Raw genomic sequence first — 19138 nt, forward strand, 5'->3', positions numbered from 1 at the left:
GGGACCGGTGTCGCGCAGGAACCTGCAATGCTTGAATTCCCACGCTGGAAGTACTTCCTGATCCTGGTCGTCCTGGCGGTCAGCGCGCTGTACGCGCTGCCCAACGTGTACCAGAAGGACCCGTCCGTGCAGATCACCGCCAACCGCGGCGGCCAGATCGATGATGCCCTCAAGCAGCGCGTCAGCGCCGCGCTGGGCGAGGCCGGCGTCACGCCCAAGTCGGTGGAGAAGGAAGGCGAGAGCCTGATCGTCCGCCTGGGCTCGCTCGATGCCCAGACCCGCGCCAACGACGCGCTGCGCGAGAAGGCCGGCGAGAACTACACCGTCGCGCTGAACCTGGCCTCGACCGTGCCGGACTGGCTGGCACGGCTCGGCGGCAAGCCGATGGTGCTGGGCCTGGACCTGGTGGGCGGCGTGCACTTCGCCCTGCAGGTGGACAAGAAGGCCGCCGTGGACAAGCGTTTCGAGGCGTTCGCCGAGGACATCCGCACCACGCTGCGCGACAGCCGCGTCGGCTACCGCTCGGTCGAGCGCCGCGGCGAGAGCGACATCCAGGTGTCGCTGTCCAACGCCGCCGACGCCGACAAGGCCCGCGCCGCGCTGGTCAAGGCGCAGCCGACCCTGACCTACTCGGGCGAAGGCGAGCGCATCACCGTGAGCGTGCCGCAGGCCGAGATGCTGCAGATCGCCTCCGGCGCCATCGAGCAGAACCTGACCACGCTGCGCAACCGCGTCAACGAGCTGGGCGTGGCCGAGCCGATCATCCAGCGCCAGGGCGACGACCGCATCGTGGTCGAGTTGCCCGGCGTGCAGGACACCGCCGAAGCCAAGCGCATGATCGGCGCCACCGCCACCCTGGAATACCGCCTGGTGGTGGACGGCAACGCCGCCGACGCCGCCGCCAGCGGCCGCATCCCGCCCGAAGCGCGCCTGTACCGCGACCGCCGCGGCATGCCGGTACTGCTGAACAAGCGCACCATCGTGACCGGCGACCAGATGGTCAAGGCCGAGGTGTCCACCGACCAGAACGGCCTGCCCGCGGTCGCGGTCACGCTCAACAGCGTCGGCGGCCAGCGCATGTTCGACGTCACCAGCGTCAACGTGAACAAGCCGATGGCCGTGGTCTACACCGAGCGCATCCCGCAGGTGACCGTGGTCGACGGCAAGGAGCAGCGCAGCTTCCGGGTCAAGGAGGAAGTCATCTCCGTGGCCAACATCAACAGCCCGCTGGGCAAGAACTTCATCACCACCGGCCTGGAGAAGACCGAGGCCGACAGCCTGGCCAAGCTGCTGCGCGCCGGTTCGCTGGCCGCGCCGATGGACTTCGTCGAGGAATACGTGATCGGCCCGAGCCTGGGCGCGGAGAACGTGGCCCGCGGCGTCAAGGCGGTGGTGTTCTCGTTCGTGTTCACCCTGGTGTTCTTCACCGTGTACTACCGCATGTTCGGCGCGATCACCTCGGTGGCGCTGCTGTTCAACCTGCTGATCGTGGTGTCGGTGATGTCGCTGTTCGGCGCGACCATGACCCTGCCGGGCTTTGCCGGCCTGGCGTTGTCGGTGGGCCTGTCGGTGGACGCCAACGTGCTGATCAACGAGCGCATCCGCGAGGAGCTGCGCGCCGGCATGCCGCCCAAGGCGGCCATCGCCGCCGGTTACGAGAAGGCCTCGCACACGATCCTCGACGCGAACCTGACCGGCCTGATCGTGGGCGTGGCGCTGTACGCCTTCGGCACCGGTCCGCTGAAGGGCTTCGCGCTGACCATGATCATCGGCATCTTCGCCTCGATGTTCACCGCGATCACCGTGTCGCGCTCGCTGGCGGTGCTGATCTACGGCCACCGCAAGAAGCTCACTTCCGTGGCGATCTGACGCGAATCCATCGCAGGAGCCCGCATGCGCGCGTGCGGGCTTTCAAAGGGAAAAACCTTGCATGAAACTGTTCCCGCTTCACCTCATCCCGAACGACACCACGATCGACTTCATGCGCCACCGCAGGCCGGTGCTGGCGCTGATGGTGGTGCTGCTGGTGGCGTCCATCGCCATCATCGGCTTCAAGGGCTTCAGCTACGCGCTGGAGTTCACCGGCGGCACCGTGGTGCGCACCCATTTCGAAAAGCCGGTGGACGTGGACCACGTCCGTGAGCGTCTGGAAACCGCCGGGCTGGAGAACGCCCAGGTGCAGACCGTCGGCAGCGGCAACGACGTGATGGTCCGCCTGCAGGCCGACGCCGAGCACAACAACGACGCCGATGCCGCCAGGCAGGTCGCCGAGCAGGTGCGCGCGGCGGTCTCCACCGACGCCAACCCGGCCAGCGTGCAGCCGGCCGAGTTCGTCGGCCCGCAGGTCGGCAAGGACCTGGCGATGAACGGCGTCTACGCCACGCTGTTCATGCTGATCGGCTTCCTGATCTACATCGCCGCGCGCTTCGAATGGAAGTTCGCGATGGTGGCCAGCATCACCGCCTTCTTCGACCTGATCCTGACCATCGCCTACATGTCGCTGCTCGGCCGCGAGTTCGACCTGACCGTGCTGGCCGGCCTGCTGTCGGTGATGGGCTTTGCGATCAACGACATCATCGTGGTGTTCGACCGCGTGCGCGAAAACTTCCGCAGCCTGCGCGTGGATTCGCTGGAAGTGCTCAACCGCTCGATCAACCAGACCCTGTCGCGCACCATCATCACCGCGGTGATGTTCTTCCTCTCCGCCTTCGCCCTGTACCTGTACGGCGGCGCGTCGATGGAAGGCCTGGCCGAGACCCACATGATCGGCGCGGTGATCGTGGTCATCTCCTCGGTGATCGTGGCGGTGCCGCTGCTGAGCATCGGGCCGTTCAAGGTCAGCAAGCAGGACCTGCTGCCCAAGGCCAAGGACGTGGAGGAACTGGCGCGCCGCCCATAAGGCCGCCGGGTTTCCACCTTCGGAAGAGCCGCGCGATGCGCGGCTCTTTTTTTGTTGCCGCCCGCGATGGCGGCAACCTCCGGATCATCGGCGGGGCCGCCGGAAACCGCGTCCGGCGGTTTTATGTTGTCCGTGGCGACCGTAGTGGCGCCCGGACGCGCATCGTTCGCGGGTGGCCGCGCGTCCAGCGGCCATCGTCGGCTGGCGCCGCAGGCGGCCGTCCGACTGCGGTTTCCGCCGTGTTCCCATGCGGTGGCGTCGGTTGTTTTCGTTGCGGGCGCACACTACGATCCTCGCGGTTCGGCGCCTGTCCGCCCTGTGCCGCGGCGCTGTTTTCCCGCACCCAACCGAGGTTTCCATGGTCATCAAACCGCGTGTGCGCGGCTTCATCTGCGTCACCACCCATCCGGCCGGCTGCGACGCGGCGGTCAAGGAACAGATCGACTACATCAAGGCGCAGCCCAGGCTTGCCCATGGCCCGAAGAAGGTGCTGGTGATCGGCGCCTCCACCGGCTACGGCCTGGCCGCGCGCATCAAGGCCGCCTTCGGCAGCGACGCCGCCACGCTGGGCGTGTTCTTCGAACGCCCGGGCAGCGAGAGCAAGCCGGGCACCGCGGGCTGGTACAACTCGGCCGCGTTCGAGAAGTACGCCCACGCCGCCGGCCTGTACGCGCGCAGCGTCAACGGCGATGCGTTCTCCGACGAAGTGAAGGCCAAGGTCATCGAGATCATCAAGGCCGACCTGGGCCAGGTCGACCAGGTGGTCTACAGCCTGGCATCGCCGCGCCGCAAGCACCCCAGGACCGGCGAGGTCATCAGTTCCACGCTCAAGCCGATCGGCGCGCCGATCACGCTGCGCGGGCTGGATACCGACAAGGAAGTGCTGACCGAGACCACCCTGCAGCCGGCCACCGCCGAGGAAATCGCCGGCACCGTGCAGGTGATGGGCGGCGAGGACTGGCAGATGTGGATCGACGCGCTGCTGGAAGCCGGCGTGCTGGCGCCCGGCGCGACCACCACCGCCTTCACCTATGTCGGCGAGGAGATCACCCAGGCGATCTACTGGAACGGTTCGATCGGCGCCGCCAAGAAGGACCTGGACACCAAGGTCAAGGACATCCGCGCCAGCCTGCAGGGTATCGGCGGCGATGCGCGCGTGTCGGTGCTCAAGGCGGTGGTCACCCAGGCCAGTTCGGCGATCCCGACCATGCCGCTGTACCTGTCGCTGCTGTTCAAGGTGATGAAGGAGGAGGGCACCCACGAAGGCTGCATCGAGCAGCTCGATACCCTGTACGACATCCTCTACAACGGCCCACAGGGTGGTACCAATGCCGCCGACCACATCCGCCGCGAGCTGGTGGACGGAAAGGGCCGCGGCGTCGCGCTGGTCGACGAGGAAGGCCGCCTGCGCGCCGACTACAAGGAAATGGCGCCGGAAGTGCAGGGCAGGGTGCTTGAACTGTGGCCGCAGGTGACCAACGAGAACCTGTACGGGATCAGCGACCTGGCCGGCTACAAGGCCGACTTCCTGCGCCTGTTCGGCTTCGGCATCGACGGCGTGGACTACGACGCCGACGTCGACCCGGATGTGAAGATCGACAATCTGGTCGATCTGACCTGATGCGGAAGGGCGGAGCGGCGCTGCCGTTCCGCTTCCCCTGTAGGAGCGACTTCAGTCGCGATGGGACTTTCCCGGTAATGCCCCATCGCGACTGAAGTCGCTCCTACGGGAGGCGTGGCGGGTTTCCCGCTCAGCCGAACTCGAAATTCATCTCCGGGCCGGCCGGGCCGACGAAGTCGCCCTGCACGTAGTCCACGCCGGAACTGAACAGCAGGCTCATCGTCGCCGCGTCGGAAACGAACTCGGCGATCGTGCGGATGTCCTCCGACTGCGCGCGCCGGGTGATTTCCTGGGTCTTGGCCAATTGTTCGCGGGCCTGCGCCGGATCGGCGGTGAAGCTGCTGTCCAGCTTGAGGAAGCCCGGCCGGAAATGCGCCAGCAGCTGGAACGAATCCAGCCCCGAGCCGAACTGCTCCAGCCCGACCTTGCAGCCCAGCGCCGCGACATCGGCCAGGAACTGCTGGGCGTTGCGCAGGTGGGTGAACATCTTGGCCTCGGGAACCTGCAGCCACAGCTGGTCGCCGTCCACGCCTTCGGCCAGCAGGCCGTCACGGATCACCGCCAGCAGCTGCGGATCGGAGAACGACTCGGGGGTGATGCGCACCATCAGGTGGGTGCGATGACCGGCACGGCGGCGCTCGCCCAGCGCCCGGATCGCATGGCCGACCAGCCAGCGGTTGATCGGCGCGAGCAGGCCCTGGTCCTCGGCGATCGGCAGGAACGTGCCCGGGCCGACCATCTCCTCGTTGTTGCGCAGCTGCAGGGTCGCGTCGTACAACTGGATCGGTTCGCCCATCAGGTTGATCACCGGGCGGAAGCGCAGCTGGAAGCCTTCGTTTTCCAGCGCGCCGCGCATCAGTTCCACCCAGCGCTGGATGCGTTCCTCCTCGACGCGGTCGGCGGCGCCCGGGTCGAACACCTTGACCGTGTTGCCGCCCAGCTCGGCCGCGGCGCGCGCGCAGTCGCTGGCGCGCGCCAGCACCTGGCCGACGCTGGCGATCTTCTCCCCGACCTGCACGCCGCCGATGCTCACGGTCACCGTCGCCGAACGCGCGCCGATGCTGAACACATGCGAGGCGAAGGCATCGCGCACGCGCTCGGCCAGCTGCGCGGTATGCGCGTAGTCGCCCTGGGCGAGGATGGCGAAGCTGTGCTCGCCGAAGCGCGCCAGCGACAGTCCGTCGCCGAGCGTGGCGGCCAGGTGCTGGCCCAGCGCGGCGACCAGCGCGTCGGCCGAATCCAGGCCGATGTCGGGCAGCAGTCGCGCGTAATGGTCCGGTTCCACCAGCAGGAAGCCGTACTGGCCCTCGCTGCGGCTGACCTGCGCCACCGCGTTCTCCAGGTGCACCATGAAGGTGGGACGGTTGAGCAGGCCGGTGACCTGGTCGCGCTGGCGCAGTTCCTCGACCTCGCGCGCCAGTTCGGGGTCGAATTCCTCGCGGCGGCGGAACACCACCTGGAAGCAGGACTCGCCCTCGTAGGTGGCGGCGGTGAACTCCATCGTCGCCGGGAAGCTGTCGCCGTCCTGGTTGCGCGCGTGCACCTCGTACTGCGGCGGCGGCGCCTCGCCCCTGCTCAGCGATTTCAGCAGCTGCTTGAAGTCCTCCAGGTGCTGCGGCGCGACCATATCCAATAGCGAGATGCCTTCCACGTCCTCGAACGAGGGGTAGCCGAACATCTCCAGGTACGCCTCGTTGGCGCGGATGTGCATGCCTTCGTGGATGTAGGCGATGGGGTCGCGCGAGGAGGCGATCAGCGCGTCGCAGCGGCGCTCGGTCTCGCGCATCTGCGCCTCGATCCGGCGCAGGCCACGGCGCGCCTGCAGGTCGGTCCATTCGTTGCGCACCACCGACAGCAGGTGCTCGGGACGCTGGCGCAGGGCGATGGCGCGGATGCCGTTGGCGCCGGACTCCACCAGCATCTGCTCGTCGACGTGCTCGGCCAGCCCGATCACCGGGATGTCCTTGCCGCTGGCGGCGATCTGCTGGCTGAGCAGGCTCTGGGGAATCACCTGCGACGGCGCGGCGAGCACCAGGTCGATGGACTGGCCGGACAGGATGTCGACCAGTTCGGCCGGCGCCTGCGGCCGGAACGGGCGGGTGGCGATGCCGCTGTTGCGCAGGGCGCTGACGATCGCCTCGGCGTTCTCGGCGCTGTCGTCGACGATCAGCAGGCGCAGGGTTGTTTCTTTGCCGTTCTGCATGCGGTACTCCCCTCTGACCGGGTTTAATACAACATGGGTGCGGTGCCGTCCATGCGCCGATCGCTTGCCTGTGACGCGGTTCCTGTGCGCGGCGGCCCGCTCAGGCCGCCAGCCCGGCCGCGTGTCCCGACGCCCAGGCCCACTGGAAGTTGTAGCCGCCCAGCCAGCCGGTCACGTCTAGCACCTCGCCGACGAAGTGCAGGCCAGGCACCTGCCGCGACTCCATGGTCGCGGACGAGACCTGGCGGGTGTCCACGCCGCCCAGGGTCACCTCCGCGGTGCGGTAGCCCTCGGTGCCGCTGGCCACCAGCGGGAACTCCGCCAGCAGCGCCGCGGCCTGCTTGAGCTGCGGCTCGTCGAGCTGGCGTACCGGCTTGTCCGGCAGCCAGTGCTCGCACAGCCGCTGCGCCATGCGCTTGGGCATGACCTCGGCCAGTACCGTGCGCAATTCCGAGGCGCCGCGCTCGCGCTTCATCGCGCGCAGCCATTCCAGCGCGTCGTGGCCGGGCAGCAGGTCCAGGCGCAGGTCGTCGCCGGGCTGCCAGTAGGAGGAGATCTGCAGGATCGCCGGGCCGCTGACGCCGCGGTGGGTGAGCAGCATGAAGTTGCGGAAGCTTTGCCCGTTGCAGCGCGCCTCCACCGGCAGCGCCACGCCGCTGAGATCGGCGAAGCGTTCCTGGTGCCTGCCGCTGAGGGTCAGCGGCACCAGCCCGGCGCGGGTGGGCAGCACCGCGTGGCCGAACTGGCGCGCGACCTCGTAGCCGAATCCGCTGGCGCCCATGCTGGGAATGGACAGGCCGCCGCTGGCGATCACCAGCGAGGCGCAGTGGAACAGCCCGTGGGCGGTGCGCACGCGGAAACCGTCGGCACCGCGCTCGATCCCTTCCACCGCGCAGTCGGTGCGGATCCGCACGCCCGCCTGCTGGCATTCGTCCAGCAGCATGCGCACGATCAGCTTGGAGGAAACGTCGCAGAACAGCTGCCCCAGTTCCTTCTCGTGCCAGGCGATGCGGTGCCGCTCGACCATGTCGAGGAAATCGGCCGGTGTGTAGCGGGCCAGCGCCGACTTGCAGAAATGCGGGTTGGCCGAAAGGAAGTTGGCGGGGCTGGCGCCGGTATTGGTGAAATTGCAGCGGCCGCCGCCGGACATCAGGATCTTCTTGCCGACCTTGTTGGCATGGTCGATCACCTGCACGATGCGGCCGCGCCGGCCGGCGGTGAGCGCGCACATCAGCCCGGCGGCGCCGGCGCCGATCACCAGCACGTCGCAGCGGTGCACCGCCATGCCCGGGTCCGTCGCCACCGCGCGCCTATTGCGCCGCGCGCTTGCGCCACGCCGGGATCACGTCCAGCTGCACCTGGTCGTTGAGGATCTGCACCTCGCCGTCCTGGATCAGCATGCTCCAGCGCATCGCCCGCTGGATCTGCTGGCCCCAGCGCTCGACGAAACCGGCATCCAGGTCCACCACCGAGAGATTGGCGAAGCGGGCCAGGCCCTTGCCCTGCTTCTGCCACCAGATGTCCGAGGCGTTGCCGCCGTAGTTGATCACCTGCACCTGGCGGCTGCGGTTGCAGGCCTTGCGCACCCGCGATTCGTCCGGATGGCCCAGGTCGATCCACTGCAGGATGTCGCCGGTGTAGTCGTGCTGCCACAGGTCCGGCTCGTCGTCGGTGCTCAGACCGCGGCCGAATTCCAGGCGGTCATCGGCGTTCAGCGCGAAGGCGAGCAGACGCACCATCAGGCGCTCGTCGGTCTCGGAGGGATGCTGGGCCAGGGTCAGGTGGTGGGTCGCGTAGTAGCCGCGGTCCATGTCGCTGATCTGCAGCTCGGCCTTGCGGATGGTGGCGGTAAGGGCCATGGGATCACGGGGCAAAGACCGCCATTCTACTGCGCCGATGCCATGCCGGCGGTGCCGCGGTTCAGCGCTGGCGCGCCAGCCACTGGTCCAGCCGCGCGGCGAAGGCCTGGCGGTCGCGCGCGTGCAGGCTGGCCGGGCCGCCGGTCTGCACGCCGGCGCCGCGCAGTTCGGCCATGAAATCGCGTATCGACAGCCGCTGCGCGATGCTGTCCGAACTGTAGGGCTCGCCACGCGGGTCGAGCGCGGCGGCGCCCTTGGCCAGTACGCGCGCGGCCAGCGGAATGTCCTGGGTGATGACCATGTCGCCGGCGGCGACGCGCTCGGCGATCGCATCGTCGGCCACGTCCGGCCCGCCGGCCACCTGCATGGCGCGGATGAAACGCGAGGCCGGCGTCTGCAGCCAGCGGTTGGCGACCAGGATCACCTCGATCCGGGTGCGTTCGGCGGCGCGGTACAGGATGTCGCGGATGACCGCGGGGCAGGCGTCGGCGTCGACCCAGATGCGGGGCGGAGCGGGAAGGGCGTTGGCGTCCATGCCGCGCAGTCTAACGGTCGGGCCAGGCTTCGGCGGCGTTTCCGGCGGTGGCCGGCGCGTCCAAGTCGATGAATTTGCCGGGATTGTTGCGCCTGCGGTGCGGGTCGTGCCGGATGAATACGGTATTTGTCGCTTTTTGGCGGAAAGCCGCGTATCTTTCGCCCCACTGTGCTTGCAAGGGTCACCGTGAATCGTGGCCTGATGCAGCTGATCTCACCGATCCGCTCATCGTTCCGTTTTACCAACGCCTGCAACTCAGTCTCGGCCCCGATCCCCGGCGGCTGCGATTTCCAATCAATAGTTCCAGGAGTTTGTAATGTCTGAGCGTCAGACCGGCACGGTGAAGTGGTTCAACGATGCCAAGGGTTTTGGTTTCATCACCCCGGAAAGCGGCCCCGACCTGTTCGTGCACTTCCGTGCCATCCAGGGCACCGGCTTCAAGTCGCTGCAGGAAGGCCAGAAGGTGACCTTCGTCGCCGTGCAGGGCCAGAAGGGCATGCAGGCCGACCAGGTGCAGGCGGTCTAATCGACCCCCGCAACCGCTAGGTAGCCAGAACGCCGGAAGCGAAAGCTTCCGGCGTTTTTTGTTGTCCGACGCTTTTCTTCTCTTTTCGGGAGAAGGCGGCGCGTGGCGCGGCGTGCCGGAAAAGTAGCGGGCGGATGCAGCCCCATGTAACCCGGCATTCCGGTACCCGTCCCAACCCTCGCTCCGTGCATCCGTGCCCGCACCAGCGCCATGGACGCTCCCGCGCATACGCCTCGGCAGCACGCGACTGCGGCCTTCCCGGTGGGAAGGGGAGCGGGCAACGCGGGCGGCGTTTCAGCGATGCGGTCTATGCTTGAAGCATGACTCCCCCCGTATTCGACAACCGTTTCCTGCGCGACCTGCCCGGCGATGCCGAAACCGGATCGCGCCGCCGCGAGGTCCTGGGCGCGGCCTGGTCGCCGGTGACGCCGACCCCAGTGGCGGCGCCGACGCTGCTGGCGTATTCGCCCGAAGTAGCGGCGTTGCTGGGCTTTGATGCGGAAACCGTGCGCACGCCCGGTTTCGCCGAGGTATTCGGCGGCAACGCGTTGTATGCCGGCATGCAGCCGTGGGCGGCCAACTACGGCGGCCACCAGTTCGGGCATTGGGCCGGGCAGCTGGGCGACGGTCGCGCCATTTCGCTCGGCGAGCTGCTGGCCGACGGCCGGCGCTGGGAACTGCAGCTCAAGGGGGCGGGGCCGACGCCTTACTCGCGTGGCGCCGATGGCCGCGCGGTGCTGCGCTCGTCGATCCGCGAATTCCTGTGCTCGGAGGCCATGCACCACCTCGGCGTGCCGACCACGCGCGCTCTGAGCCTGGTCGCCACCGGCGAAACCGTGGTGCGCGACATGTTCTACGACGGTCATGCGCGCGGCGAACCGGGCGCGGTGGTCTGCCGGGTGGCGCCTTCGTTCATCCGCTTCGGCAGTTTCGAGCTGCCGGCCGCGCGTGGCGACCTGGCGCTGCTGCGGCAACTGGTGGATTTCTGCATCGAGCGCGATTTCCCGCACCTGCAGCCCGGTCCCTCGCGCCGGGCCGACTGGTTCGCCGAGGTCTGCACGCGCACCGCGGCGATGGTCGCGCAGTGGATGCGGGTGGGCTTCGTGCACGGGGTGATGAACACCGACAACATGTCCGTGCTCGGCCTGACCATCGACTACGGCCCCTATGGCTGGGTGGAGGACTACGACCCGGACTGGACGCCGAACACCACCGACGCGCAGGGCCGCCGCTACCGCTTCGGTACGCAGATGCAGGTGGCGTACTGGAACCTGGTGCGGCTGGCGCAGGCGTTGTCGCCGCTGTTCGACGAGGTGGCGCCGCTGCAGGCGGGGCTGGACGTCTTCCAGGCGCGCTTCGCCGCCGAGGAGCGCGGCCACCTGGTCGCCAAGCTCGGCCTGGGCGCCTACCGCGAGGACGACGAGGCGCTGATGGTGCGGTTCCGGGAGCTGCTGCACGCCGGCGAGATGGACATGACCCTGGCGTTCCGTGCGCTGGCCGACGTCGATCCCGACCAGCCGGAGGCGGTGGCGCTGGAGGAGGCGTTCTATTCGCCCGGACGCCGCGCGCGGGTGATGCCGGACCTGCTGGACTGGCTGCAGCGCCACGCCGCGCGTGTGCGCGATGCCGGGCTGCCGGCCGGGGAGCGCCGCCGCATCATGCAGGCCGCCAACCCGAAATACGTGCTGCGCAACTGGCTGGCGCAGCAGGCCATCGACCGCGCCGAGCAGGGCGATGCCGCCGGCATCGCCGAGCTGCTGGAGGTGATGCGCCATCCCTGCGACGAGCAGCCCGGCCGCGAGGCGTTCGCGCGCCGGCGTCCGGAATGGGCGCGCGAGCGCGCCGGCTGCTCGATGCTGTCGTGCAGTTCCTGATCCTTTCCGGTTCAATGTCCCGATGACGAACACCCATCCCGACTGGTCCGGCGCGATCCGCGACGTGGCCGATTTTCCCAGGCCTGGCATCCGCTTCAAGGACATCACCCCGCTGCTGGCCGATGCCGCCGGTTTCCGCGCCGCAATCGCGGCGATGGCCGATCCGTGGCGTGCGGCCGGGGTGCAGGCGGTGCTGGGCGTGGAGGCGCGCGGCTTCATCCTCGGCGCCGCGCTGGCGCTGGAACTGGGCGCCGGCTTCGTGCCGGTGCGCAAGCCGGGCAAGCTGCCCGGCGCCACCCTGGTGCAGGAATACGCGCTGGAATACGGCAGCGACCGCATCGAGGTCTGCGCCGGCGCGCTTGCCGCCGGTACGCGGGTGCTGCTGGTGGACGACGTGCTGGCCACCGGCGGCACGCTCGCCGCGGCGCTGCTGCTGGCGCAGCGGCTCGAGGCCGAGGTGCTGGGCGCGGCGGTGCTGGTGGAACTGGACGGGCTGGGCGGCCGCCAGCGCTGGCCCGACGGCCTGCCGTTGCAGGCCACGCTGGTGTATTGAGCGCCGCCTCCTCGCGTAGGAGCGGCTTCAGCCGCGATGGGGCTTTCCTCGGTGAAGCCCTTTCGCGGCTGAAGCCGCTCCTACGGCGAAGCCGGGGAGCGGCTTACATCTTCCGCACGCGGAAGCGCTTGCCCTTGATCTTGCCGGCTTCCAGCTGCGCCACGGCCTTGCCGACGTGTTCGCGAGCGATGGCCACGTAGGAGCGGGTGGGGAAAATGTCGATCTTGCCGATGGCCTTGGCCGACAGGCCGGCGTCGCCGGTGAGCGCGCCGAGGATGTCGCCGGCGCGCAGCTTGTCGGTCTTGCCGCCGTCGATGCGCAGGGTGGTCATCGCCGCCTGCGGCAGCTGCTCCGGGCGCGCGGTGGCCAGCGGCGTCTTCTGCCAGTTCAGGGCGCTGCCCTGGTCGGTTTCCAGTGCGTCGGCGCGGTGGCGCTCGCGGCCGGCGACCAGGCTCAGCGCCAGGCCGCTGCGGCCGGCGCGGGCGGTACGGCCGACGCGGTGGCGGTAGGTGTCCAGGTCGCTGGGCATCTCGTAGTTGACCACCGCGGCCAGGTCTTCCACGTCCAGGCCGCGCGCGGCCACGTCGCTGGCGACCAGCACGTTGCAGCTGCGGTTGGAGAACTGCAGCAGCACCTCGTCGCGGTCGCGCTGCTCCATGTCGCCATGCAGGGCCAGCGCGGAGAAGCCGAACTGGCGCAGCGAATTGGCCACCTCATCCACGTCCTTGCGGGTGTTGCAGAACACCACCGCCGATTCGGGCGTGTACCTGAGCAGCAGGCCGGCCAGCGCCTTCTGCCGGTGCGCGGACTCGACCTCGAAGAACAGGTGCTGGATGGCCGGGGCTTCCTGCTGGCCATCGATGGTGACTTCCGCCGGTTCGTTGAGCAGGGCGCGGGCCAGCTCGCGGATCTCATCGGGAAAGGTCGCCGAGAACAGCAGGCTCTGGCGTTCGGCGTGGGTGCGGCCGGCGATCTCGCGGATCGGCTCCTCGAAGCCCATGTCGAGCATGCGGTCGGCCTCGTCGAGCACGAACGTGCGCACCTGGCCGAGGTTGAGCGCGCGCTTGCGCGCCAGTTCCTGCACGCGGCCGGGCGTGCCCACCACCACCTGCGGGTCGTGCGCTTCCAGCGAGGCCAGCTGCGGGCCCAGCGGCACGCCGCCGGTCAGCACCAGCAGCTTGAGGTTGGGAATGCCGGTGGCGAGCTTGCGCAGCTGCTTGCCGACCTGGTCGGCCAGTTCGCGGGTGGGGCAGAGCACCAGCGCCTGGGTGCGGATGGTGGCCGGGTCGAGCCGGTTCAGCAGGCCCAGGCCGAAGGCGGCGGTCTTGCCGCTGCCGGTGGGGGCCTGGGCGATCACGTCGCGGCCTTCCAGGATCGGCGGCAGGCTCAGCGCCTGCACCGGGGTCATGGCGGTATAGCCCAGCGCGTCGATGCCGGGAGCGAGGGCCGGGATCAGCGGCAGCGAGGAGAAATCGGTCATGCGGCATTTTCGCAGATGCCACGACGGAATGTAGGAGCGGCTTCAGTCGCGAAGGGGGACTTCGCGGGAAAGTCCTTTCGCGGCTGAAGCCGCTCCTACGGGAGCGCTCCTACAGGACGGCGCGTACGCCGAGGTTGATCAGCAGCCCGCCGCCCAGCAGCCAGGCGAACAGCAGCAGCGCCAGCAGCATCGGCCGGGTGCCGGCCTGGCGCAGGGCCGAGAAGTGGGTGGTCAGGCCCAGGGCCGCCATCGCCATCGCCAGCAGGGCGGTGTCCAGGTCGACCAGCGCGGCGACCAGGCGCGTGGGCAGCAGCTGCAGCGAGTTGAAGCCGACCATGGCGATGAAGCCGAAGGCGAACCACGGCACGGCGATCGTCGAGCGCGGGCCGTTGCCGGCGTGACGGCCGCGCGCCAGCAGCGCCGACAGCCCGACCAGGAACGGCGCCAGCATCATCACCCGCACCATCTTGGCGATGACCGCGGCATCGGCGGCCGGCTGGCCGATGGCGCGGCCGGCGGCCACCACCTGCGCCACTTCATGTACGGTGGAGCCGGTGAACACGCCGAAGCCGGTCTCGTCCAGCGGCATCCAGCCGGCGTGCACGCCCCACTGGTAGAGCAGCGGGTACAGGAACATCGCCAGCGTGCCGAACACCACCACGGTCGCCACGGCGACGGCCACCTGTTCGGCGCGGCCCCTGACCACCGGCTCGGCAGCCATCACCGCAGCGGCGCCGCAGATCGAACTGCCGGCGCCGATCAGCAGCGCGGTGCCGCGTTCCAGCCCGAGTACCCGGTGGCCCAGCCACCAGGCCAGGGCGAAGGTGGAGCACAGCACCAGCGCGTCGATCACCACACCGGTGGCGCCGACCTGGCCGACATCCTGCAGGGTCAGGCGCAGGCCGTAGAGGACGATGCCGGCGCGCAGCAGCGTGGCCTTGGAAAAGCCCACGCCGGCGGCTGCACGCGGCGCCAGCGTACCGTAGACGGTATTGCCCAGGGCGATGCCGATCACGATGGCCAGCGTCAGCGCGCCGATGCCCCGGGTCTGCAACCACGGCTGGGCGCCCAGCCAGAGGGACAGGCCGGCGATGGCGGCGGTCAGCAGCAGGCCGGGGAAGCGCGGGAGGGCCGGAGCCCGTCCTTGTACGGCGGTATTCATGACGGAGGGTTATCAGGAGGTGACCCATCCTGATTCCGACATGATAATTCGTAAAACAGATAATATTCGTACGAACAACCTGTTTTGCGGGTAGGTCATGCATCTCTCCCTGCGCCAGCTGCAGATCTTCTCCGCCATCGCCGAGGCGGGAACCACCACGGCCGCGGGCGAGGCCATCGGCCTGTCGCAGTCGGCGGTGAGCGCCGCGTTGAACGAGTTGGAAAGCCTGCTCGGCCGGGCGCTGTTCGACCGCGTCGGGCGGCGGCTGGCGCTCAACGGCCACGGTCGCGCGCTGCTGCCGGAGGCGCGTGCCCTGCTGGCGGGCATGGACGACATCGAACGCCGCTTCCGTCTGGGCGATGAAAGCGCCGCGCCGGTGCGCTGGCGGGTCGGCGCCAGCACCACCATCGGCAACTACCTGATGCCGGCGCGCATCGCCGACCTGCGCGACGGCAACGGCCAGGCCCGCGTCGATCTGGTGATCGGCAATACCCGCGAGGTGGCCGGTGCGGTGCAGCGGCTGGAGGTGGACATCGGCCTGATCGAAGGCCCATGCCACGAACCGGGGCTGGAGGTGGCGCCGTGGCGCGAGGACGAGCTCATCGTCGTGTTCGGTGACCGCCACCCGGACGCGGCCGCGCTGCGTGGAGGCGCGGACATGGCGCGGCTGCGCGCTGCCTGCTGGCTGCTGCGCGAGCCCGGCTCCGGCACTCGAGAGGCGGCCGAGCAGGCGCTGCTGCCACACCTGCACGGCTTCGCCGAGGTGCTGCAGCTCGGCGGTACCGAGGCGATCAAGCAGGGCGCGGTCGCCGGGCTCGGCCTGGCCTGCCTGTCGCGGCATGCGGTGGCCGACCTGATCGCGCTCGGCCGGCTGCACCCACTGGCCACGCCGCTGCCGCCGCTGCGCCGCCGGCTGTGGGCGGTGCGGCATCCCGGCAAGCGCGTGCCGGCCAGCCTGCGCCGCCTGCTGGCGCTGGACGGGGGCGTGTTCGCCGACGGCTGAGCGCGCGGCTCCCGTACAATGCGCGCATGCCTTTGATCACCCTGCAGAACGTCGACTACAGCGTCGGCGGCCCGTTGTTGCTGGAAAAAGCCGAACTGTCGGTCGAACCGGGCGAACGCATCGCCCTGATCGGCCGCAATGGCGCCGGCAAATCCACCCTGATGAAGCTGATGGCCGGCGAACTGAAGCCGGACGATGGCGAAGTGCGCCTCCAGCAGGGCGTGCGCGTCACCCGCCTGGAGCAGGAAGTGCCGCACGGCGCCGCCGGCAGCGTGTTCGACGTCGTCGCCGACGGACTGGGCGAACTGGGCCATTGGCTGGCCGAGTTCCACCGCCTGAGCCACGCCGAGGTGTTCGACGGCGATGCCATGGGCAAGGTGCAGGCGAAGATCGACGCGGCCGATGGCTGGGCGCTGGACCAGCGCGTGGCCGAGACCCTGACCAAGCTGGAGCTGGACGGCGAGGCCGAATTCGGCCGCCTGTCCGGCGGCATGAAGCGCCGCGTGCTGCTGGCGCGCGCGCTGGTGGCCGGCCCGGACGTGCTGCTGCTGGACGAACCGACCAACCATCTGGACATCGAGGCCATCGACTGGCTGGAAGGTTTCCTCAAGGGCTGGAACGGCTGCGTGGTGTTCGTCACCCACGACCGCCGCTTCCTGCGCGCGCTGGCCACCCGCATCGTCGAGATCGACCGCGGCCAGGTCACCAGCTGGCCGGGCGACTGGGCCAACTACGAGCGCCGCCGCGAGGAGCGCCTCAACGCGCAGGCACAGGAGAACGCCCGCTTCGACAAGCTGCTGGCGCAGGAGGAAGTGTGGATCCGGCAGGGCATCAAGGCCCGCCGTACCCGCGACGAAGGCCGCGTGCGCCGGCTCAAGGCCATGCGCAACGAGCGCAGCCAGCGCCGCGAGCTGGGCGGCAACGTCAGGCTGGAAGCGGCCGGCGGCGAGAACTCCGGCAAGAAGGTCATCGACATCAAGGACATGTCCTTCGCCTTCGGCGAGCGGGTGATGATCAGGGACTTCTCGACCACGATCCTGCGCGGCGACCGCATCGGCCTGATCGGCCCCAACGGCAGCGGCAAGACCACCCTGCTCAAGCTGCTGCTGGGCGAACTGCAGCCGGACAGCGGCGAGGTGCGCCAGGGCACCAACCTGCAGATCGCCTATTTCGACCAGTACCGCGCCACCCTGCGCGAGGACTGGAGCGCGATCGAGAACGTGGCCGAGGGCGCGGACTTCATCGACCTCAACGGCAAGCGCAAGCACGTGCATGCCTACCTGCAGGACTTCCTGTTCACCCCGGAACGCGCACGCGCGCCGATCACGCGGCTGTCCGGCGGCGAGCGCAACCGCCTGCTGCTGGCCAAGCTGTTCGCGCAGCCGTCCAACCTGCTGGTGATGGACGAACCGACCAACGACCTGGACGTGGAAACCCTGGAACTGCTGGAAGAGCTGCTGGGTGACTACACCGGCACCCTGCTGTTGGTCAGCCACGACCGCGACTTCCTCGACAACGTGGTCACCTCCACCCTGGTGCTGGAAGGCGAGGGCAGGGTGGGCGACTACGTCGGCGGCTATACCGACTCGCTGCGCCAGCGCCCGGCGCCGGCGCAGAGCGGCATGGCGGTGGCCAGGGCCTCGGCCACGGCGGTGCCTGCGGCGAAGCCGGCGGCCGCGCCGGTGGCCGAGGCCGCGACGACCAGGCGCAAGCTCAGCTTCAAGGACGCGCGCGAGCTGGAGCAGCTGCCGGCCAGGATCGAGCAGCTGGAACGGGACGTGGAAGGCCTGACCGGCGCGATGAACGACCCGGCGTTCTATACCCGCTCCAGCGCCGAAGTCACCGTGCACACGCAGCAGCTGTCCCGGGTGCAGGCCGAACTGGACGCGGCCTACGCGCGCTGGGAAGAACTGGACGGCTGAGCGCCGGCGGGAGTCCGGAAAGGCGCCGTGGTTGGCGGCCGCGCCTGCGGTCGCCATGTGACAATCCGGCCCTGAAGACACCGGCTGACGGCCGGGCTTCGCCGGTTTCTCCATGGAGCGCGTGATGGAACTGCCTTTCTCGGTGCAGCGCATCGACCATGTTGTCTTCCGCGTGCGCGACCTGCCGCGCAGCATCGCCTTCTACCGGTCCGTGCTCGGCTGCGAGGTGGTCAGGCAGCGCGAACACCTGGGCCTGGTCCATCTGCGCGCCGGCGCGTCGATGATCGATCTGGTCGGCGTGGACGGCGCCCTGGGCGCCCGCGGCGGCGACGCGCCGGGCGAGGGCGCGCGCAATGTCGATCACCTGTGCCTGCGCATCGAACCGTTCGACGAGGCGGATGTCGTCGCGCACCTGCGGCGGCACGGACTGGCGCCGCTGGGTGCGGCGGAGGTCAACTTCGGCGCCGAGGGCGACGGGCTGTCGCTGTATTTCGCCGATCCGGACGGCAACGTGATCGAGCTAAAGGGCCCGTCGCACCCGACGGCCTGAGGCAACTTCCGCTCAGGCCTCGTCCGGCGCCGCGGCGTCCCCGCCGCCGGGCAGTTCGAAGAACGCCCAGAACGGCACGTTGTCCGCGGCCCAGCTGGCCGCGGCTTCGGAGAGGACGTCCAGCAGCGTATCGAAATCGTCGGGGCTGGCCTGCCGCAGGTCGCCGGCATCGCCGAACAGCAGTGCGTAGCCGTTGGCAGGCAGCCAGGACAGGTCGCGCAGCGCGTCGGACAACGCGTCCCAGTTGCGGCCCCAGCCCGCAGGGAAATCCAGCTGGGTGCCGATGCGCAGCAGCAGGGTGCGCTTGTCCGTGCAGGCTTCCAGGTCCACGCGCAGCACCTTGAGCCCGGCATCGCGCGCGGCCGCGGCCAGCCCGCCGAGATCGCCGTGGCCCACGCCATAGACGCCGGCCTGGCCGACATCCTCCAGTCCCATGTCGAATCCGCTGTCGCTCATCGCGCGCCTCCATTGGCCGGGACCTCGAAACCGCGGAAGGTCTCGTAGTGGTCGTCGCTGTAGTACCAGGTCTCGGGCGGCTCGCCGCCGGTGACGATGCGGCGCGCGCCGCGGTGGTCCACGCCCGGCGTGCGCACCGTGTATTCGTGGTAATAGCCGCGCGGGCGCTGCGGCAGGCGCCGTTCGCGGTTGCCGAACACGCTGCCGTCCTGCCGGTGCGGGAACGGGCCGCCGCGCAGGATCAGCGCGATGGTGTCGTGCGCTTCCGGCGGCAGGAAGGCGGGCAGCGGGTCGGTCGCGCCGGGCTGGCGCGGCTCCTCGCTGACTGCCGGCGCCGCGGACCCGCCCAGCGAGGGCGCGAACTGCGGGGGCGGCGGCTGCTGCAGCGTGCGCATGGCCCACAGGCCGGCCACCAGCACGATCGCGGCGGTGAGCAGAAGCAAGGGTTTGCGCATGGAGCGTCGGCCTGGTTCGCGTGGAAGGCCCGATTATCGC

Annotated in this window: 17 protein-coding genes; 9 read left to right on the forward strand and 8 right to left on the reverse strand. The window is 69.4% G+C overall.

The genetic code is table 11. The features are described from left to right. Positions 1–27 precede the first annotated feature (27 nt). From secD to fabV, 3 genes are all read left to right on the forward strand, one after another. Positions 28–1869, forward strand: a complete 1842-nt coding sequence (secD, locus tag CQ393_RS01595; RefSeq protein WP_153189886.1) for a protein translocase subunit SecD — start codon at positions 28–30, stop codon at positions 1867–1869. A gap of 61 nt (positions 1870–1930) precedes the next feature. Further along, the gene (gene secF, locus CQ393_RS01600) at positions 1931–2899 is read left to right on the forward strand and encodes a protein translocase subunit SecF (protein ID WP_153189887.1); all 969 of its coding nucleotides are present in this window, start codon (positions 1931–1933) and stop codon (positions 2897–2899) included. Between the two features lie 358 nt (positions 2900–3257). Beyond that, positions 3258–4520, forward strand: a complete 1263-nt coding sequence (fabV, locus tag CQ393_RS01605) for an enoyl-ACP reductase FabV (protein ID WP_153189888.1) — start codon at positions 3258–3260, stop codon at positions 4518–4520. A 130-nt stretch (positions 4521–4650) separates the two neighbouring features. Here the strand turns inward: fabV and CQ393_RS01610 are convergent, their stop codons facing one another. The 4 genes from CQ393_RS01610 to CQ393_RS01625 all read right to left on the reverse strand — a co-directional run bounded on the left by CQ393_RS01610 (position 4651) and on the right by CQ393_RS01625 (position 9117). After that, positions 4651–6723 (reverse strand): EAL domain-containing protein, encoded by a 2073-nt coding sequence (locus CQ393_RS01610; protein ID WP_153189889.1) that lies wholly within the window; start codon positions 6721–6723, stop codon positions 4651–4653. A gap of 100 nt (positions 6724–6823) precedes the next feature. Then, positions 6824–8008 (reverse strand): NAD(P)/FAD-dependent oxidoreductase, encoded by a 1185-nt coding sequence (locus CQ393_RS01615; RefSeq protein WP_153189890.1) that lies wholly within the window; start codon positions 8006–8008, stop codon positions 6824–6826. Between the two features lie 25 nt (positions 8009–8033). Continuing rightward, complete coding sequence (locus tag CQ393_RS01620) at positions 8034–8582, reverse strand: YaeQ family protein (RefSeq protein ID WP_153189891.1); 549 nt, start codon at positions 8580–8582, stop codon at positions 8034–8036. Positions 8583–8643: 61 nt separating this feature from the next. Next, positions 8644–9117, reverse strand: coding sequence for a YaiI/YqxD family protein (locus CQ393_RS01625; RefSeq protein ID WP_153189892.1), 474 nt, complete (start codon positions 9115–9117; stop codon positions 8644–8646). Between the two features lie 316 nt (positions 9118–9433). Here CQ393_RS01625 and CQ393_RS01630 point away from each other — a divergent pair, with 316 nt between their 5' ends. The 3 genes from CQ393_RS01630 (at position 9434) to CQ393_RS01640 (ending at position 12070) form a co-directional block, all read left to right on the forward strand. Next, positions 9434–9643: a cold-shock protein gene (locus CQ393_RS01630; protein ID WP_055769319.1), complete on the forward strand. Its 210-nt coding sequence runs from the start codon at positions 9434–9436 to the stop codon at positions 9641–9643. A 320-nt stretch (positions 9644–9963) separates the two neighbouring features. Continuing rightward, positions 9964–11517, forward strand: coding sequence for a YdiU family protein (locus CQ393_RS01635; protein WP_153189893.1), 1554 nt, complete (start codon positions 9964–9966; stop codon positions 11515–11517). Positions 11518–11539: 22 nt separating this feature from the next. Then, positions 11540–12070: an adenine phosphoribosyltransferase gene (locus tag CQ393_RS01640; RefSeq protein ID WP_153189894.1), complete on the forward strand. Its 531-nt coding sequence runs from the start codon at positions 11540–11542 to the stop codon at positions 12068–12070. A 103-nt stretch (positions 12071–12173) separates the two neighbouring features. Here the strand turns inward: CQ393_RS01640 and dbpA are convergent, their stop codons facing one another. After that, positions 12174–13550 carry an ATP-dependent RNA helicase DbpA gene (gene dbpA / locus CQ393_RS01645; protein WP_153189895.1) on the reverse strand — a complete coding sequence of 459 codons (1377 nt, stop codon included), beginning with the start codon at positions 13548–13550 and terminating at the stop codon, positions 12174–12176. Positions 13551–13659: 109 nt separating this feature from the next. After that, positions 13660–14712, reverse strand: coding sequence for a YeiH family protein (locus CQ393_RS01650; RefSeq protein WP_153189896.1), 1053 nt, complete (start codon positions 14710–14712; stop codon positions 13660–13662). 97 nt (positions 14713–14809) lie between these two features. Here CQ393_RS01650 and CQ393_RS01655 point away from each other — a divergent pair, with 97 nt between their 5' ends. The 3 genes from CQ393_RS01655 (at position 14810) to CQ393_RS01665 (ending at position 18187) form a co-directional block, all read left to right on the forward strand. Next, complete coding sequence (locus CQ393_RS01655; protein WP_153189897.1) at positions 14810–15715, forward strand: LysR family transcriptional regulator; 906 nt, start codon at positions 14810–14812, stop codon at positions 15713–15715. A gap of 26 nt (positions 15716–15741) precedes the next feature. Further along, positions 15742–17637, forward strand: a complete 1896-nt coding sequence (locus tag CQ393_RS01660; protein WP_153189898.1) for an ATP-binding cassette domain-containing protein — start codon at positions 15742–15744, stop codon at positions 17635–17637. 124 nt (positions 17638–17761) lie between these two features. Next, positions 17762–18187, forward strand: a complete 426-nt coding sequence (locus CQ393_RS01665; RefSeq protein ID WP_228114221.1) for a VOC family protein — start codon at positions 17762–17764, stop codon at positions 18185–18187. A gap of 12 nt (positions 18188–18199) precedes the next feature. Here CQ393_RS01665 and CQ393_RS01670 read toward each other — a convergent pair whose 3' ends face one another. Then, positions 18200–18643, reverse strand: coding sequence for a barstar family protein (locus CQ393_RS01670; RefSeq protein ID WP_153189900.1), 444 nt, complete (start codon positions 18641–18643; stop codon positions 18200–18202). After that, positions 18640–19098 (reverse strand): ribonuclease domain-containing protein, encoded by a 459-nt coding sequence (locus tag CQ393_RS01675; RefSeq protein WP_153189901.1) that lies wholly within the window; start codon positions 19096–19098, stop codon positions 18640–18642. The genes CQ393_RS01670 and CQ393_RS01675 overlap by 4 nt, the downstream gene beginning before the upstream one ends. Positions 19099–19138: the final 40 nt, after the last annotated feature.

Source organism: Stenotrophomonas sp. MYb238, assembly GCF_009496535.1.
In the GTDB taxonomy this organism is placed as follows: Bacteria; Pseudomonadota; Gammaproteobacteria; order Xanthomonadales; family Xanthomonadaceae; genus Stenotrophomonas.

What these genes read in the sequence shown, in the direction of transcription:
- secD (WP_153189886.1), top strand. Translation starts at nt 28, where the DNA reads ATGCTTGAATTCCCACGCTGGAAGTACTTCCTGATCCTGGTCGTCCTG.
- secF (WP_153189887.1), top strand. Translation starts at nt 1,931, where the DNA reads ATGAAACTGTTCCCGCTTCACCTCATCCCGAACGACACCACGATCGAC.
- fabV (WP_153189888.1), top strand. Translation starts at nt 3,258, where the DNA reads ATGGTCATCAAACCGCGTGTGCGCGGCTTCATCTGCGTCACCACCCAT.
- CQ393_RS01610 (WP_153189889.1), bottom strand. Translation starts at nt 6,723, where the DNA reads ATGCAGAACGGCAAAGAAACAACCCTGCGCCTGCTGATCGTCGACGAC.
- CQ393_RS01615 (WP_153189890.1), bottom strand. Translation starts at nt 8,008, where the DNA reads ATGGCGGTGCACCGCTGCGACGTGCTGGTGATCGGCGCCGGCGCCGCC.
- CQ393_RS01620 (WP_153189891.1), bottom strand. Translation starts at nt 8,582, where the DNA reads ATGGCCCTTACCGCCACCATCCGCAAGGCCGAGCTGCAGATCAGCGAC.
- CQ393_RS01625 (WP_153189892.1), bottom strand. Translation starts at nt 9,117, where the DNA reads ATGGACGCCAACGCCCTTCCCGCTCCGCCCCGCATCTGGGTCGACGCC.
- CQ393_RS01630 (WP_055769319.1), top strand. Translation starts at nt 9,434, where the DNA reads ATGTCTGAGCGTCAGACCGGCACGGTGAAGTGGTTCAACGATGCCAAG.
- CQ393_RS01635 (WP_153189893.1), top strand. Translation starts at nt 9,964, where the DNA reads ATGACTCCCCCCGTATTCGACAACCGTTTCCTGCGCGACCTGCCCGGC.
- CQ393_RS01640 (WP_153189894.1), top strand. Translation starts at nt 11,540, where the DNA reads ATGACGAACACCCATCCCGACTGGTCCGGCGCGATCCGCGACGTGGCC.
- dbpA (WP_153189895.1), bottom strand. Translation starts at nt 13,550, where the DNA reads ATGACCGATTTCTCCTCGCTGCCGCTGATCCCGGCCCTCGCTCCCGGC.
- CQ393_RS01650 (WP_153189896.1), bottom strand. Translation starts at nt 14,712, where the DNA reads ATGAATACCGCCGTACAAGGACGGGCTCCGGCCCTCCCGCGCTTCCCC.
- CQ393_RS01655 (WP_153189897.1), top strand. Translation starts at nt 14,810, where the DNA reads ATGCATCTCTCCCTGCGCCAGCTGCAGATCTTCTCCGCCATCGCCGAG.
- CQ393_RS01660 (WP_153189898.1), top strand. Translation starts at nt 15,742, where the DNA reads ATGCCTTTGATCACCCTGCAGAACGTCGACTACAGCGTCGGCGGCCCG.
- CQ393_RS01665 (WP_228114221.1), top strand. Translation starts at nt 17,762, where the DNA reads ATGGAACTGCCTTTCTCGGTGCAGCGCATCGACCATGTTGTCTTCCGC.
- CQ393_RS01670 (WP_153189900.1), bottom strand. Translation starts at nt 18,643, where the DNA reads ATGAGCGACAGCGGATTCGACATGGGACTGGAGGATGTCGGCCAGGCC.
- CQ393_RS01675 (WP_153189901.1), bottom strand. Translation starts at nt 19,098, where the DNA reads ATGCGCAAACCCTTGCTTCTGCTCACCGCCGCGATCGTGCTGGTGGCC.